The organism is Nostoc sp. (assembly GCF_036917535.1).
GTDB lineage: Bacteria > Cyanobacteriota > Cyanobacteriia > Cyanobacteriales > Nostocaceae > Nostoc.
In genome coordinates, this window is the sequence record NZ_JBALDA010000098.1 from 37,649 (window position 1) to 54,309 (window position 16,661).

At 41.8% G+C, this 16,661-nt stretch carries 16 protein-coding genes and 1 pseudogene; 10 read left to right on the forward strand and 7 right to left on the reverse strand.

Annotated elements, in window-relative coordinates; translation table 11 throughout:
* The first annotated feature begins 34 nt into the window (after positions 1-34).
* The 5 genes and pseudogenes from V7K56_RS32490 to V7K56_RS32510 form a co-directional block, all read left to right on the forward strand.
* Complete coding sequence (locus V7K56_RS32490) at positions 35-820, forward strand: hypothetical protein (RefSeq protein WP_334917541.1); 786 nt, start codon at positions 35-37, stop codon at positions 818-820.
* A gap of 96 nt (positions 821-916) precedes the next feature.
* On the forward strand, positions 917-1,336 hold the full coding sequence (locus V7K56_RS32495) for a GNAT family N-acetyltransferase (protein WP_334917543.1): 420 nt from the start codon (positions 917-919) through the stop codon (positions 1,334-1,336).
* A 17-nt stretch (positions 1,337-1,353) separates the two neighbouring features.
* On the forward strand, positions 1,354-2,148 hold the full coding sequence (locus V7K56_RS32500) for an aminotransferase class IV (RefSeq protein ID WP_334917544.1): 795 nt from the start codon (positions 1,354-1,356) through the stop codon (positions 2,146-2,148).
* A 113-nt stretch (positions 2,149-2,261) separates the two neighbouring features.
* Positions 2,262-4,103 carry an ATP-dependent zinc metalloprotease FtsH3 gene (gene ftsH3, locus V7K56_RS32505; protein ID WP_334917545.1) on the forward strand — a complete coding sequence of 614 codons (1,842 nt, stop codon included), beginning with the start codon at positions 2,262-2,264 and terminating at the stop codon, positions 4,101-4,103.
* Positions 4,104-4,359: 256 nt separating this feature from the next.
* Positions 4,360-4,736 (forward strand): annotated as a pseudogene (locus tag V7K56_RS32510) (Uma2 family endonuclease); the annotation flags it as partial.
* 159 nt (positions 4,737-4,895) lie between these two features.
* Here V7K56_RS32510 and V7K56_RS32515 read toward each other — a convergent pair.
* Both V7K56_RS32515 and V7K56_RS32520 read right to left on the reverse strand, forming a co-directional pair.
* Positions 4,896-5,114: a hypothetical protein gene (locus V7K56_RS32515; RefSeq protein ID WP_334917547.1), complete on the reverse strand. Its 219-nt coding sequence runs from the start codon at positions 5,112-5,114 to the stop codon at positions 4,896-4,898.
* A 519-nt stretch (positions 5,115-5,633) separates the two neighbouring features.
* Entirely contained in the window at positions 5,634-6,410 is a 777-nt protein-coding gene (locus tag V7K56_RS32520) for an ABC transporter permease (RefSeq protein ID WP_334917549.1), read from the reverse strand.
* A gap of 666 nt (positions 6,411-7,076) precedes the next feature.
* Between V7K56_RS32520 and V7K56_RS32525 the strand changes: the two genes are divergently transcribed.
* Positions 7,077-8,225, forward strand: a complete 1,149-nt coding sequence (locus V7K56_RS32525; protein ID WP_334917551.1) for a DegT/DnrJ/EryC1/StrS family aminotransferase — start codon at positions 7,077-7,079, stop codon at positions 8,223-8,225.
* Between the two features lie 164 nt (positions 8,226-8,389).
* On the opposite strand, the gene V7K56_RS32530 is transcribed toward V7K56_RS32525, so the two are convergent.
* The 5 genes from V7K56_RS32530 to lgt all read right to left on the reverse strand — a co-directional run bounded on the left by V7K56_RS32530 (position 8,390) and on the right by lgt (position 12,661).
* Complete coding sequence (locus V7K56_RS32530; RefSeq protein WP_334917553.1) at positions 8,390-9,136, reverse strand: DUF561 domain-containing protein; 747 nt, start codon at positions 9,134-9,136, stop codon at positions 8,390-8,392.
* A 69-nt stretch (positions 9,137-9,205) separates the two neighbouring features.
* On the reverse strand, positions 9,206-9,295 hold the full coding sequence (locus V7K56_RS37335; RefSeq protein WP_442940355.1) for a hypothetical protein: 90 nt from the start codon (positions 9,293-9,295) through the stop codon (positions 9,206-9,208).
* A gap of 153 nt (positions 9,296-9,448) precedes the next feature.
* On the reverse strand, positions 9,449-9,991 hold the full coding sequence (locus V7K56_RS32535; RefSeq protein ID WP_334917555.1) for a Uma2 family endonuclease: 543 nt from the start codon (positions 9,989-9,991) through the stop codon (positions 9,449-9,451).
* 713 nt (positions 9,992-10,704) lie between these two features.
* Positions 10,705-11,529 carry a precorrin-4 C(11)-methyltransferase gene (gene cobM / locus V7K56_RS32540; RefSeq protein WP_334917557.1) on the reverse strand — a complete coding sequence of 275 codons (825 nt, stop codon included), beginning with the start codon at positions 11,527-11,529 and terminating at the stop codon, positions 10,705-10,707.
* A 256-nt stretch (positions 11,530-11,785) separates the two neighbouring features.
* On the reverse strand, positions 11,786-12,661 hold the full coding sequence (gene lgt, locus V7K56_RS32545; protein ID WP_334917559.1) for a prolipoprotein diacylglyceryl transferase: 876 nt from the start codon (positions 12,659-12,661) through the stop codon (positions 11,786-11,788).
* A gap of 296 nt (positions 12,662-12,957) precedes the next feature.
* Here lgt and coaD point away from each other — a divergent pair, with 296 nt between their 5' ends.
* The 4 genes from coaD (at position 12,958) to V7K56_RS32565 (ending at position 16,577) form a co-directional block, all read left to right on the forward strand.
* Positions 12,958-13,509, forward strand: coding sequence for a pantetheine-phosphate adenylyltransferase (gene coaD, locus V7K56_RS32550; protein WP_334917561.1), 552 nt, complete (start codon positions 12,958-12,960; stop codon positions 13,507-13,509).
* Positions 13,419-14,087, forward strand: coding sequence for a DivIVA domain-containing protein (locus tag V7K56_RS32555; protein ID WP_334917563.1), 669 nt, complete (start codon positions 13,419-13,421; stop codon positions 14,085-14,087). The genes coaD and V7K56_RS32555 overlap by 91 nt, the downstream gene beginning before the upstream one ends.
* 292 nt (positions 14,088-14,379) lie before the next feature.
* Entirely contained in the window at positions 14,380-15,912 is a 1,533-nt protein-coding gene (locus tag V7K56_RS32560; RefSeq protein WP_334917565.1) for an AAA family ATPase, read from the forward strand.
* Positions 15,909-16,577, forward strand: a complete 669-nt coding sequence (locus tag V7K56_RS32565) for a hypothetical protein (RefSeq protein ID WP_334917566.1) — start codon at positions 15,909-15,911, stop codon at positions 16,575-16,577. The genes V7K56_RS32560 and V7K56_RS32565 overlap by 4 nt, the downstream gene beginning before the upstream one ends.
* The last annotated feature ends 84 nt before the right edge of the window (positions 16,578-16,661 follow it).

Here is a 16,661-nt window from a genome sequence, read left to right on the forward strand (position 1 = left end):
ATAATATGACTATGATGATAAAGACAAGGAAAATATGTTGTTATCTCGTCAGGCTTTTGCTACAAATTTTGTAATTTGTATGTGTATTTTAGGAGTTGGCTTGATTCAATTTCCCCAATTGCAAAAACTAATAAATAGAAAACAATCAGCTTCTTTAGAAACTTTAGAAAAAGAAATAAAATCCGAAAATATCCGCCTTAATTTTCTCCAGAAAATGCCTAGTTTTGGTTATGAGAACTTCATTGCAGATTTGGTTTATCTCAATTTTATCCAATATTTTGGAGATGATGAAGTTCGAGATAAAACAGGTTACAGTTTAAGTCCAGAATATTTTGAAGTTATTCTAGAACGTGATCCGCGATTTTTAGCAGCGTATCGCAGTCTTTCGATTAGTACTTCATTGTATGCTGGTATGCCAGAACGTGCGATCGCATTGTCAGAGAAAGGCTTAAAATCAATATCTCCATCAGTTCCTGAAAAGTCCTATTATATATGGCGTTTTAAAGGAGTTGATGAATTATTATTTTTAGGCAATGCTCAAGCTGCTCAACAGTCTTTTGCAACAGCGGCAAACTGGGCAAGTAAATTTTCAGATCCAGAGAGTCAGTTTATAGCGAATACTTCTCAAAAAACTGCGGAATTTTTGAGTAAAAATCCTAACAGTAAATATGCTCAAATTTATACATGGTCAATGGTTTTAAATAATCATGCTGATCAAAGAACTCAGAAACGTGCAATTAAGGAAATCGAAGCCTTGGGAGGAAAAATAGTTACAACTCCTGAAGGGGCTTATAAAATTATATTTCCTCCTAAAGATTAAGTTATTATTCATAACGGGTTGTTGCAAGTGTAATAAAGAATTATATTCACCTAATTTTTTCAAATTTCTCACGTATGATTGAGTAAAGTAATATTTATGTCAATACAATTGGTGGAATCTGACTTTCAAATATTAGGATGTTTTCTTGTTATCTCTCAGTTGCGCCCTCACCTTGAGCAGACTAAGTTTGTAGAACAAGTTCGATATCAGATGAAAGAAGGATATCAACTTGCATTCTTGGAAGTAGAAAAGCAAGCTGTAGCGATCGCTGGATTTCGCATTTCTAATTGTTTAGCATCGGGAAAGTTTTTATACATTGATGATTTAGTTGTTGATGAGTTGCAGCGATCGCATAGCTATGGTCAACAATTATTTCAGTGGCTAATTAAATATGCTAGAAATCATGACTGTAAGCATCTGAGTCTGGATTCTGGTGTTCAGCGATTTGCAGCCCACAGGTTTTATCTCATGCAGCGTATGAGCATTACAAGTCATCACTTTTCAATGGAGTTGTAGCAATAAGCAATTTGGTTGTGATAAATAATATTTTTTGGTATGACGGTAAATTAATTCACTCTCAAACCCTAGAATTAAACATTAACGATCCGGGTTTACTTTATGGGGCAACTGTTTTTACAACATTGCGGGTTTATCAGAACTCCCTAGATAGTAATTTAACTAATTGGCAAGCACATTGCGATCGCCTACTTTTCTCGCTACAAACTTTTGGGTGGCAGCAACCCGATTGGAATCGTCTGCGTCAAGGCGCTCAAACTCTTCTGGCACATTTTCCTGTTCTCAGAATTACCCTTTTTCCTGATGGACGGGAATGGATAACTGGTAGATTCTTACCGCCAGATTTGCTAGAAAAACAAAAAACTGGTGTTGTGTGTGCTGTTGCTAGTTCAGAATTTTCTCGTTCTCTCCCCTCTCATAAAACTGGAAACTATTTGAGTGCTTGGTTGGCAAAAACTAGCTTAGATGCTCAAGAAGCGATATTAGTCGATGCTCAAGGAAATTGGCTAGAAACCAGTACAGGCAACCTTTGGGGATGGTGCGATTGCAGTTGGTGGACACCGCCAATAAAGGCAGGCATTTTGCCGGGAATTATGCGATCGCAACTTGTAAACTGGTTGCAAAATCACCAGCAGTCAGTGCGAGAAGAAACTTGGAGCGTCGAGCTAGTCCAGAGATTTGAAGCGATCGCCTACACTAATAGTGTGGTAGAAATTATTCCCATTCATACCGTTCATCTGCCTTCAGGGTCGCTAGAATATAATCCCTACCATGATAGTTTTCAGCTAATAAGGGAGCTTTTTTTAGCATGACATCCACGCCAAATTTGTTATATCTTAAGATAAGTTAACATAATTCTTAATAATCACCTTTGCGATCGTAGATGCTAGGCGATGGTGCGAAAAATACCGGAGGATAGACTTTAGTGAATAAAAGATGGAGAAATGCAGGGCTGTACGCGCTGCTGTTTATTGTCGTCATTGCGCTGGGAACAGCATTTTTTGACAAACAACCCCAAAGCAGAGAGACATGGCGATATAGTCGCTTTATTCAAGAAGTTCAGCAAGGCAGAGTCGAAAAAGTCAGTTTGAGTGCAGACCGCTCTACAGCACTGGTAACACCCAAATATGACCCGGCTAAACGGATTGTTACCTTAGTCAACGATCCAGAACTGATTAATACTCTGACTAATAAAGGCGTTGATATTTCTGTTTTGCCCCAAACCGACGAAGGATTTTGGTTTAAGGCACTAAGCAGCTTATTTTTCCCTGTATTGCTTTTGGTTGGCTTATTCTTCTTGCTACGTCGCGCTCAAAGTGGCCCAGGTAGCCAAGCGATGAACTTTGGCAAATCCAAAGCCAGAGTGCAAATGGAACCACAAACCCAGGTGACATTTGGCGATGTCGCTGGTATTGACCAAGCCAAGTTGGAATTAAACGAAGTCGTAGACTTTCTGAAAAACGCCGATCGCTTTACTGCTGTTGGTGCAAAAATTCCTAAAGGTGTGTTGTTAGTTGGCCCTCCTGGTACAGGTAAAACCCTCCTAGCTCGTGCGGTAGCTGGTGAAGCAGGTGTACCCTTCTTCTCGATCTCTGGTTCGGAATTTGTGGAAATGTTCGTCGGTGTGGGTGCATCCCGCGTCCGCGATTTATTTGAGCAAGCTAAGACCAACGCTCCTTGTATCGTCTTCATCGATGAAATTGACGCTGTCGGTCGTCAACGGGGTGCAGGTTTAGGTGGTGGTAACGATGAGCGGGAACAAACCCTCAACCAGTTGCTCACAGAAATGGACGGCTTTGAAGGCAACACTGGCATCATCATTATTGCCGCTACCAACCGTCCTGATGTTCTAGATGCAGCCCTGTTGCGTCCTGGTCGCTTTGACCGTCAAGTTGTGGTAGACCGTCCCGACTATGCCGGACGCAGCGAAATCCTCAAGGTACACGCCCGTGGCAAGACCTTGGCGAAAGATGTAGATTTGGATAAAATTGCCCGTCGTACCCCTGGATTTACTGGCGCAGATTTATCCAATCTGTTGAATGAAGCCGCAATTCTGGCAGCACGCCGGAATTTGACTGAAATTTCGATGGACGAAATCAACGACGCGATTGATCGCGTATTAGCTGGACCAGAGAAGAAAGACCGGGTAATGAGCGAAAAGCGCAAAACCTTGGTGGCATATCACGAAGCTGGTCATGCTTTAGTTGGTGCTTTGATGCCAGATTATGACCCAGTGCAGAAGATTAGTATCATTCCTCGTGGTCGCGCAGGTGGTTTAACTTGGTTTACCCCCAGCGAAGACCGGATGGACACTGGTTTATACAGCCGCGCTTATCTGGAAAATCAGATGGCTGTGGCTTTGGGTGGTCGGCTTGCTGAAGAATTAATCTTTGGTGAAGAAGAAGTTACCACTGGTGCTTCTAATGATTTACAACAGGTAGCCCGGGTTGCCCGTCAGATGATTACCCGATTTGGGATGAGCGATCGCTTAGGCCCTGTTGCCCTTGGTCGTCAACAAGGTAATATGTTCCTCGGACGCGATATCATGTCAGAGCGTGATTTTTCTGAAGAAACCGCTGCTGCCATTGATGAAGAAGTCCGCAAACTTGTAGATGTAGCTTATACACGCGCTAAAGAAGTGTTAGTGGGCAACCGCCACATTCTAGATCAGCTAGCGCAAATGCTGGTTGATAAAGAAACAGTAGACGCTGAAGAGTTGCAAGAAATTCTCTCCAACAACGATGTGACAACTGCTGCCTTTGCCTAATTTAATGAGTAGTTAGGAGTTAAGAACACTCGTAACTTTTAAAATTTGGGGTAATTCTGGGATTTTCCAGAGTTACCCCAATTTTTTTAATTTCTTGGCAAAAGCCCGGCCATGAAGACCGGGCTTTTAATCCGTAATGGGGTTATATTCCCCGAAGGTTCGTTATAGAGTTTCAGTATAAATCGCTAATCTAATAGAGACTACCACCTGAACATAATCAATTCCGGAAAATTAGAAAAATTTTTTTAGATACACCAAAGTTCCTATATTGGTACTGGAAGTAGTATCTCAGATTTGTCGCAGAGAATACACTACTAAGAAAAACGAGTACGTAAAGCTCAAAGTCTTGTACTATGTCGTTTATAATCCTACTCGCCGCCGCAAGCAACACTTAGAGGTCTATAAATTAGTCAATAACGAGTATCAATTGCTCTCAGGAAATCCTGTTTGGCTACCAGAGGTAGGTTTGGGAATTGGCATAGAACGAGGAATAGAATATATCACGGTATCACGCGAGAGTGGCTTTATTGGTATAACGAGCAAGAACGACGTTTACAAACCCCGGAAGAACGTGCCCAAATGCTGGCACAAAGGTTGCGCGAACTTGGTGTAGATCCTGATTCTCTCTTGTGAAAACTAGAAATCAGGGTAATTCGGAGATTTTACGAATTACCTTGATTGCAATCAATGCAAAAAAATCTATACATTCTGTGGCACACCCCTTATAGCGATCAAATAGATAACTTTCTAAATCTCGATCGAACTAGCCTAAACAATGACTGAATACTCAACTCAAACTCTGGATGTCGGTTTCAAAAATAGCCACGCCACAAAGAACGTAGCCGCTGTAAATATTTGCGTCAAATCCAAAGCAGATAGATAGCCATCTGCAAATGAAGCAATACTGCGATCGGTAATGCCAAATACCCACGATGACAGCCCAAACAGCCAAATCCCGTTTTTGAGATTTCCGACGAATTCCTTAGAGTTTGATCGTTCTTGGTCTTTCATAATCTTCTGTTGCCTTGGTGAAGAATCTGGTGATTGATGCTAAATACCTGCCATTAGGAATTTTTTTTGGATTCCTGACGCTGAATTTACACTTACTATCTATTAATAATATTAATAAATATTTCACATACTTGACTTACTTGACTAAAGGTACATCTCTTAATCATGACATTCCTGCTTTGGTTCTGTTATTTCCGATAGACGGCAATTTGTTAAGTTTTCAGGTTTACAGCGTCAGGTTTGAATACTGAAATTACATTATTTTTAAATAACTATATAAATATTTATTCGTATTTTATATAAAATACTCCATAGGATAGATGCGTTTACAATAATTACTTATACATCAATTGTGTGAATACTTCATAGGAGCGCATAACTAGCTATGCGCTCCTACAAGAAGATGAAATATTTATTGCGGTCTTTTCAAGTCAGCACTCTTCACTTGGCACTCAGCACGTGTTAAACGCCCCGTTGGCGCAGCCTCTTGTAGAGAAGAGAGAGAGCTAACAGCACTCTTCACCTCACCAACTGCGCGGCAGAATTAAAAAATTGCCGACACAACCCCTTGGTGATTAAAACTGTTGTCAACAAGTTAGCAAAAGCAACCATAAACATAATCAAAACTTCGTAGGAGACAGCATCTAGAGGTTTGACACCAGCTAATAACTGTCCAGTGGTAATTCCTGGTATTGCGACCATACCTATGAGTATCATTTGATTGAGAGTAGGAATCAATCCGGCTTTGATGGCGTCTTTGCGATACTGGCTAACAGCTTGCTCTGGAGTTGCACCTAAGCTTAAATGGGTTTCTATTTCGAGATGGCTGGAATTAATGGTGCTGACAAGGCGATCGCCTGCGATCGCAGCTGCATTGGTAGCATTACCTAAGACTATCCCTGCTAAGGGAATTATATACTGTGGTTCGTACCATCTCTCTGGTTGAACGATCAAGAAGTTAATGTAAAACACTGTGACGGCTGTACTAATTAAAATTGCACCCCACACCAAAGGCAACAGATGAGGAATTTTTGGAGTAATGCGATTTCGTGCGACAATCGCCGTAATTGTCAGCATTATTGCTAATAGCGCCAAAACTGCCCAAACATTGTCTAAAGCCAAGATGAAATCTAAAATGTATCCCAATACAAGAAGTTGTAAGATGGTTCTCCCAGTAGCAAGGGCTAGGTTCAACTCTAATCCTAATTTTTCCCAGGCAGATAAACCAATGGCGATCGCCATCAATCCCACAGCAATAGCTAAATCCACAAAATCCAGCTCGATCAGATTCTGCATGGGTTCTCTATCTCGTGGTATTTTCTTCTCAAAGCAGCACACACACTTGGAACTTTGACCAGATGTGTTGGATCTTGGTTGATATATATCACTTTCATCAATTCCAAATTCCAAATGGTATGACATTAATATGGCAAACACCTAGTACCGCAAGGCGGAATTCAAAATTCAAAATTCAAAATTCAAAATTAATACAGCGTAAGCATTTCATTGGTTTTGAATGGTGAGGCAGTCCGCAGAAAGGGGGTTCCCCCATGAGGAACTGCCGTTAGCGCAGCGTTAGCGAGCCTGCGAGCGTCACCCGAAGGGGTGGTTTATTTCCGCCGTACTGTACTAGTATGCCTACTATCTGTAAATTAAATGTGCAGTGGTTTACCGCACCACAATTTAAGTAAAAACCCTAATATAGCAATCCTATTTGAGTCGTGAAAATTTTATTGTGGTCGTCCTTCGTCATTTGTCCCTTGTTATTTGCAATTACAAAGGACAAATGACTAATGACTAATGACAGCCAACTCCAAAAATATTTCACAAATGATTTAGGACTGCTATAGATGCGTATCTTGGGCGATAGTCTTTTAGTAGCTCCTCTTTGATTAACAATTCAATCAGCAAAAATTGACTGTCGAAGTGCATCCTTTGTATCTCCCGATAAAATGAGAACTCATGATCCAAAGTGTAAATCCCATCCCTGCCTTTGATATCAAGCAGCAATACACCACTATCGAAGCAGAAGTAAGTGCAGCCGTCTTAGAGGTTTTAGCTTCCGGTCGCTATATCGGCGGCCCCTTAGTCGAAGGCTTTGAACAACAGTTTGCAGCTTATAATACTGTTACTGAATGTGTGGCTTGTAATTCTGGTACTGATGCGCTCTACTTAGCGTTACGAGTCTTGGACGTTGGTGCAGGCGATGAAGTGATTACAACGCCTTTTACCTTTATTGCCACATCTGAAGTGATTAGCGCCGTGGGTGCAAAGCCTGTTTTCGTTGATATTGACGCGACTACGTTTAATTTAGATGTAGAGCAAGTCGCAGCGGCGATTACACCCAACACTAAAGCGATTATCCCGGTTCATCTGTTTGGACAACCTGTGGATATGACATCATTAATGGCGATCGCTCAGTCTCACAATTTGTCAATAATTGAAGATTGCGCTCAGTCTACAGGGGCAATTTGGGCTGATGAAAAAGTAGGAAGTATTGGACATATTGGTTGCTTTAGTTTCTACCCTACCAAAAATCTTGGTGGTTGCGGCGATGGTGGAGCAATAACGACTAATGACCCAGCGATCGCCACTAAATTGCGAATCCTACGAGATCATGGTAGTAAGATTCGATATTTACACGAAGAAATCGGTGTAAATAGCCGTTTGGATGCTCTCCAAGCAGCTATTTTGCAGATTAAGCTACGTTATTTAGATATTTGGAACGATCGCCGCCGAGATATTGCCAATTATTACTACCAGTTTCTTAGTCAACTTCCGGGGATTGTCCCGCCTCAAGAATTACCTGGGGGTATCGGAGTTTGGAATCAATACACTATTCGCATATCTAGCGAAGGGCGCAATGGTTCTAGCGCCAAATATCGAGATTGGGTGCGTAGTCAATTGCAAGAACAGGGCGTGAGTTCAATGATTTATTACCCTCATCCTTTACATTTGCAGCCAGTTTATCAAAGTCTGGGCTATAGAATTGGGGACTTACCAATAGCAGAGCAAGCTTGCCATGAGGTTATATCCTTGCCTATGTTCCCAGAACTGACACAACAGCAGCAAGACCAGGTGATTTATGCCTTGAAGGATTGTTTGGGGTGAGGAGAGCAGAGGGGCACAGAGGCAGGAGGGATAGGGATTGGGGAGCAGGGGAGACAAGAGGACAAGGGGGAATTGTTGAACAAATCTCTCCCAAGTCTCCCCCCTCTTCCTTGTCTACCTTGTCTCTTCTTCATGCCCAATGCCCAATGCCCACTCCTTAGCTCTTACTTCTCAGTCAACACTCTTGCAGTCGCTAAGGCTTCTACTAAGCCGCGCACAGCAGCAATCATTGCGACTTCGCTATTGAGTTGGTTGATAGCGGAACCAACACCAACACCAGCAGCACCAGCGGCGATCGCTAACGGTGCAGTAACGCTAGAAATGCCTGATGCACACAATACTGGCACTGATACCATACGCGAAATCTCAAAAGCTGCTGCCAAGGTAGGGGCAGCTTTTTCAATTAATCCTAAAGTTCCGGGGTGAACTGGGTTACTGCTAGTACCGCCTTCGGTTTGGATAATATCTGCTCCAGCTTTCACCAGTTCTTCTGCTAGCTGTACTTGTTGATCTAGTTCTAGGATGTGGGGAACGGTGACAGATAGGGTGATTTCTGGGAGGAGAGCGCGAGTTTGCTTAGTCAGCGCTAGTACTTCCACAGCCTCAAAGCGGCGTCCTTGAGCATAGAAGGAATCGAAATTCCCGATTTCAATTAAATCAGCACCAGCTGCCACTGCTTGCACAAATTTATCTGGCTCTACTGCCGAAGCACAAATTGGTAAATTTGTCAAACTTTTAGCTAGCTGGACTAAAGCTGGAGCGGCGGCAATATCGATAAAAGTAGCACCGCCAAATTCAGCAGCTTTGACAGTAGCAGCGATGCTAGTGGCGTCAAAGTTATTTAAACCGCTAATCACTTTTAGAACGCGGCGGTTAGTAAATGCACGTTGAAGTGTGGAATGCATCGTCATAGTTTGGCTTTTGAAGTTACGAAAATTAGGTATATTCTACCGTTACTCAGTTGATGAGATACTAAATCACTATGGTAGTTGCCAAATATTGATAGTTTTATCCTTAGAGCCACTAATCAAAGTTTTGCCATCTCTACTGAAGCGATCGCATAATCGCATAAACTTCTAGTACTGCGAGGCGTAAATAAACATACCATTCAAAATGACGCGAAAGCCCGGAATAACTTTTGACTTTTGACTTTTGAATGAGTGACTTCCGCGCAGCGGTACTAGTTCCATCTATCTAAGTTTGTAGGGTCTTTTACCACTATCCTAATCAAACTCTAGAGGCCACAAATCTGCAATTGGTACTTCCCATCCTGGGAGCAGTTCCGGAACTGTTAAAATATCGCTATCACGAAGTATTATTGGCTCTTGTCCAAAGTTGTAAACTTCAACAATCCGCTCATCTGGATTGAGCAAAATTCCTACCTTAGTTCCTAAACTCAGAAATTCTTGAATTTTGGCTCTCAGCTCCTCTAAATTATCGCTAGGGGACTTCACCTCTACAGTCAAATCAGGAGCCAATTGAGCAAAAGACTTGGGACTGCGACGCAAGCGTTCAGCTAAAACAAATGAGGCATCGGGTGCGCGTAAATCTGAATTTGGCAATCTGAAACCAGCGCTAGAAGCTGCTGTTCGTCCCAGTTTGCGCGGTCTAACCCAGTTATGTAACTTGGCAATCATCGCGGCTGCGACCTCATCTGATTCGTATCCTGATGGACTCATGACAATAATATTACCCTTAACTAGTTCCATGCGATAGTCAGGATGCTGTTGCTGCATTTTTTCCAAGTCTTCAAGCGTTAGGGACATAAAACCTCTAGTTACACGCTTTGTATCTATATCAATTATGGAGACAACAGACCTTTTTAGTTGCGATCGCCCCATGAATTCCCCTGATTTTTCACGGGATGTATAAAGGGGAGATTGGTTTTGCTAAGTGAATTTTTCTAATTACTTTCCGCGTTTACGATCAAATTTTATTTCCTACGACTATGACTTCAGATACCAAAACCATTTTTGAGATCCTGACTGATGAAGAGTCTGCCATCGACTGGAACCAACTGCTTACCAAAATCCTCGCCGCTTTCGACCTCACATTCCGCACCAAGAACTGTCACAAAAGAAATAGCAAGGAATTTTGGAGCTAGTTTCTGGATTCAAGACCAAAACAAGAGACATAGAAAGTTAAAAATTCGACCATAGTTGGCTAAAAAATGAATCGGATAAAAAATACTGCATAAAAAAGTAGAGCTACTGAAATGAAGATGAGTAACTCAAATGTGGATGCTGCCCAAGTATTTTAGGATTGGAATTTTAGTTTTTATTTACATTGTTAAGTTTATCGTTAGGTGAGGCAATGGGGAGATGAGGGAGCAATCAATTCAAAATTCAAAATGACGCTCTCTACGAGACGCTAAAAGCGAACGCGGACTCGCTAACGCTGCGCTAACAAAATTCATGCATTAAAGAACTTTTGCCTCCTGCCTCCTGCCTTCTCTTTCCCAATGCCCCATGCCCAATATTTAGTTATGAGATGAGCGAAATAGATGACTATGTTCGGGATGATATAAACGCGATCGCCCTGTTGTTGTCGAAAGTGCTGGACTAATTATATAAAGTGTAGTGCGAATTAGTTTTTCTTGATGAGTACAGTCTGCCATTTGATTCAGGGGGACAACCCTGATTTTTTCATCGGGCCATCCAATGCGAAAGCAAATAGCAATCAGGGTTTCGGCTGGATAGTGTTCGAGTAGTTTTGCTTGGGCGTTTTCGACGTGACGCGCACTCAAATACAGGCAAAGGCTAGCCTGATGTGCTGCAAGAGTAGCTAATTCTTCAGTGGGGGGGACTTCTGTACGTCCACTAATGCGTGTCAAAATGATAGTTTGAACTAAACCAGGAACAGTCAGTTCTACTTTAAGTTTGGCAGCAGCAGCTTGAAAGGCGCTGATACCAGGTATGACTTCAAAAGGAATATTTGCCTCTTTTAGGAGATGCATTTGCTCGTGGATGGCGCTGTAGAGACTAGGATCGCCAGAATGGAGACGGACTAGAGATTTGTGCTGCGATCGCACCCTATCGATCATAATCGCTAAAATCTCTTCTAAAGTCTGATTCGCAGTTCTAATTATCTCGGCATCTTTTCGGCAAAGTTCTAAAATTTGTTCGGGTACTAAAGAATCAGCAAATAAAATTACATCAGCAACAGCCAGTAATTTTTGCGCCTTCACCGTTAATAAGTCAGGATCTCCAGGGCCTGCTCCGACAATATACACAGATGGTTCTACAGTATATAGTGTTTTTTTATAGCTTATATTTTCTGTATATTCACTTTTTAAAGAACACACGGCAATCCCTCAAAAAATTTTTTGGCAAATTCTTCAGTATCTTTCCGGATTCACCCTCTTTCCCTAGTAGAGAGTAATGGTAGATGCACCCTGGTTAAGCCCTAGAGAAAACTCTGGGGCATTTTTTATTTTTGGGCATTGGGCATGGGGATTAAATCTTCAATTTTGAATTTTGTTAGCGCAGCGTTAGCGAGTCCGCGTTCGCTTTTAGCGTCTCGTAGAGAGCGTCATTTTGAATTTTGAATTGATTTCTGCCTCATCCCCCCCTCTCCCCATTTCCCTTAAGAGTAGGAACTACATCAGGTAAAGGGCGTTTGAGTAAGTAAAGCCAAGCTAATCCAACTAATCCCAATAGAATTCCTAAACTACTGACTACTTGTGCCATCCGTAATGGCCCCAGCATCAAACTATCAGTGCGAAAGCCTTCAATCCACAAGCGTCCTAAGCTGTATGCTGGCCAGTAAATTAGAAACAGTGTGCCTACCTTCAGACGTGGTTTACCGGATAAAGACCGGAAAAACAACGTTATTAGTAGCGCAAACACCATTAAATCCCACAAAGATTCGTAGAGGAAGGTGGGATGAAAGTAATCGAAACTAACATATTCTAAAGGACGATGGTCTGGTGGAATATAGAGCTTCCAGGGTAAATTAGTAGGAGCGCCAAAAGCTTCAGAATTAAAGAAATTGCCCCAACGTCCGATGGCCTGTCCTAAAATCAGCGAAGGTGCTACTAAATCTGCCAGTTGCCAGAAAGAAACCTGCTTGATTCTGGCAAAAATTAACGCAGCCACAACGCCACCAAGAATCGCTCCATGAATGGCAATACCTCCTTCCCAGATCGCAAAAATTTTTCCTGGAGTTGGGGCATATTTTGACCATTCAAAAAAAACGTAATATAGTCGTGCGCCAGGAATTGCCCCAATCAACAACCAAAAGAACAAATCGCCTATCAACTCAGGATTAACGTTACGGCGCTTTGCCAAATTCTGGGAAAGGATGACGCCAATTAACACTGCTGTGGCAATTAACAAGCCGTACCAACGAATACTTAGTGGCCCTATTTTCACCAGAATCGGTCCTGGAGAAGTAAATTGAAACGCCAAGGGCAAAGTGGGAAAATCCAGTGCCATGAAAAATTACCTAGAAAAGTTCGTTAACTACCCGCGCACTTTGCTAAGTACGGAGTTTCTTGTGTCTTGAATACTGTAACTACACTTGAATCTTCCACAATATTGTGGGGACGTAGGTAAAAATCCAGTATTCAAATTTAGGAGTCTAGTTCCTAACGCTATAGTTGAGCATAACTTGTACCACTAAAACAATTGAGTTTACCATCCTTACCGAGAGCGCAAGATGGTAGATTTGAGTAAGTTACACAAAATGCCTTCAATATAATCACCTAAACAACTTTGATATATTTAAAATTGTGATTGCTATTTATCCTGGTAGCTTCGACCCCATTACCTTGGGACACCTCGATCTCATTGGGCGCGGTAGTCGGCTGTTTGAGCGGGTGATTGTCGCCGTACTACGGAACCCTAACAAGATGCCACTTTTTAGTGTGGAGCAACGGCTAGATCAGATCCGTCTTTCTACAGAACATCTACCGAATGTAAAAGTAGACAGCTTTGATGGTCTTACCGTCAATTATGCTCAAATGCAACAAGCACAAGTTTTGATCCGGGGTTTACGGGCTGTGTCAGATTTTGAAGTGGAGCTGCAAATGGCTCACACCAATAAAACTCTTTCTACCCAAATAGAAACAGTTTTTCTCGCAACCTCAAATGAGTATAGTTTTTTAAGTAGTAGTGTGGTAAAAGAGATTGCAAGGTTTGGTGGCTCTATCGATCATCTCGTTCCCCCACACGTTGCCCTAGATATATACCAATGCTACAATCAGAAATCTCCAATGTTGAACCCAATCTCAACGGAAGCAATCCCTCCTCTCAAGAATATCTCGGTGGAGAGGGAAGCATAGATATTCAGCAGGAACTCAACCGTCTAGAGGAAATGGTTCTCTCTAGTCTCAGGATTCCGCTGACGGGACGCACACTCATAGATGAAGAAAAGCTGCTGGATCAGCTTGATTACATCCGGCTGGCTTTACCATCGCTTTTTCAAGAAGCAGCAGCAGTTCTCAATCAAAAGGACGAAATTCTGCTGGAAGCGGAAGAGTATGGACAGCAGGTTGTTGAGGCTGCACAAGCAAAAAGAGCGCAAATTTTAGCTGAAAGCGATATTATTCGCCAGGCACAACAAGAAGCTGAACAACTGCGGCGACAAGTACAACAAGAGTGTGAGGGAATAATGCAAGAAACCCTCGCCGAGATTGACCGCAAGCGGTATGCTTGTCAGCAAGAGTTAGAGCTGATGCGACAAACTGCGATCGCTCAGGCTCAAGAAATTGAAGATGGTGCTGATGCTTATGCCGATGGCATTTTGGGAAATATCGAGCAGGATCTCAAACAGATGTTGCAAGTGATCACCAACGGTCGGCAACAATTGCAAATTGATAACCTCACTCAGCGCAATTCACCTCCTGGCAAGAAAAGATAAATTGTAGTCTTAGCATTTACCAGTTTGGGCTGACAGGATTGTAGAAAGACGGTTTGATGTATTTTTCTCATAGAGAGGCAATTTACACATCGCGTTTGTAGAAAAGAAGCTTTGCTAGAGGTGCAACAGCTGATTGAGCTAGTTGCGGGTATCACTATATAAGCAGGTTTTATCCAACCAAACCCAAAATTTCTCAGATTGTACAGTCAAACTAGAACAAGAAGGTCTACTCTGTTTGTGAGCCACGTCTGCTTGGCACATTTGCAATGTTTTCTGCCAACAGAGGAATATTATGCTAACTAGGTTAAAAGTTTCTGGTTTTAAGAACCTCGTCGATGTCAATGTTCGCTTCGGGCCATTTACTTGTGTAGCCGGAGCTAATGGGGTTGGTAAATCTAACTTATTTGATGCTATTAGGTTTTTGAGTGCGATCGCCGATCAAACCCTAATTGACGCTGCCTTGTCTGTGCGAGATGAAGAAGGTCGAACAGCCGATGTGCGTAGTCTATTTCACCGAGTTGGTCATGAATATACAGATAAAATGTCTTTTGAGGCAGAAATGATCGTACCAGAGGAAGGCGTAGATGATTTAGGACAACAGGCAAAAGCTAGTATTACTTTTCTTCGTTATTCTCTAACTCTAGCTTATCGTTGGGATGATAGTTTACGGTCTTTAGGGTCGTTAGAAATTATTAAAGAAGAGTTAGTTCACATCAACCTTGGTGATGCAAGAAAAAACTTATTGTTTCCTCACAGTGTTGAGTGGCGTAAATCCGCAGTTAAGGGACGAAGAACTTCACCATTTATTTCAACTGAGACTGATAAAGATAAGACTGTCATTAAGCTACATCAAGATGGTATCAAAGGAAAACCTCTATCTCGACTAGCTGCAAATCTGCCTCGAACAGTACTTTCTGTTGCTAATGCTGCTGAAAGTCCAACAGCCTTACTAGCGCGAAGAGAAATGCAATCTTGGCGATTACTTCAATTAGAACCTTCAGCACTACGTCAACCAGACGAATTTACAGCGCCTACAAAATTAGACATGGATGGTTCTCACTTGGCTGCAACACTCTATCACTTAGCAAGGTTAAATAAAAATTATTCTCTAGATGGAGTTTCTGAGGATGAGGCCGAAGCACAAGTTTACAGCCAAGTTGCTAATCTTTTAGCAGAACTAATTGATGATGTGGGTGAAGTAGGAATTGATCGAGATGAACGCAGGGAACTCCTGACATTAATGGTGATTGGTAGAGATGGTACTTCACATCCAGCGAGGGCGTTATCAGATGGAACCCTACGATTTTTGGCTTTGGCAGTTTTAGAATTAGACTCACAAGCACAAGGTCTTTTGTGTTTAGAGGAACCGGAAAACGGCATTCATCCTGAGCGTATTCCTAAAATACTAAAATTGCTTCAAGACATCGCCACTGATGTTAATGAAACTATTGGTATAGATAACCCACTCCGCCAAGTGATTATTAACACTCACTCACCATCTGTAGTAATGCAAGTACCTGATGAAAGCTTATTAGTTGCTGAATTAAAGGAAACAGTATTTTCAGAAAAACGGTTTAAGCGTGTTTCTTTTGGTTGTCTTCCTGATACTTGGCGAGAGCTAGAGCCAGAAGGAACAAATGTTGTCCCTAAAGGTAAACTTCTTGCTTATCTAAATCCGGTAGTAATTGATAAATTAGAGCCTGATAGTAATGGAGAGGTAAAAAGCTTCCAAAAATCAAAACTAATACCAACCCCAAAACGCCGAGTTATAGATAGAAATGATCTTCAACCACTAATTCCTGGTTTCCCTACTCAATTGACATGAAAGAACTTTGCTACACCTTTGTGTCTGACGGTAGCTCAGACAAAGCATTGATGCCTATTCTCAATTGGTTATTACGGGTAAATCAGGTTGAGTGTGCTATTCAATCTAATTGGGCTGATCTGCGACGCTTACCCAAACCACCTAAAAAGTTATTGCCACGCATCATCAAGAGCGTAGAACTCTATCCTTGTGATCTTTTATTTATTCATCGAGATGCAGAAAAAGAACCACGTGAAAATCGTGTAGCTGAAATTCGACAAGCAGTAGAAGAAGTTAAACAATCACTGGTAGTACCACCTCATGTTTGTGTTATTCCTGTACGTATGCAGGAAGCGTGGCTTTTATTTGACGAAGCTGCTCTACGGAAAGCTGCGGGTAATCCTCGTGGGCGTGAGCCATTAGAATTGCCAAATATTTATAAACTTGAACAATTACCTGATCCTAAAGATATTCTTCATGAACTTCTATGCAAAGCTAGTGGGTTAAGAGGTCGGCGGCTCAAGCAATTCTCGTCGGATAAGCTTAATGGATGTGTTCACAGACTAGCAGAAATCATCAATGATTTTTCAGCATTACGGGCTTTGTCTGCTTTTCAAATATTGGAAACTGAGATTAAAGAAGTTATAGAAATACAAGGTTGGTGTTTTGAATTAGAAGATAATTAACTATAATAATTAATATTCAATGATTCGAGCATTTGGATTATATTCAAAAATAGTAAAATTAAAATCATCAAATCAAAATTATTA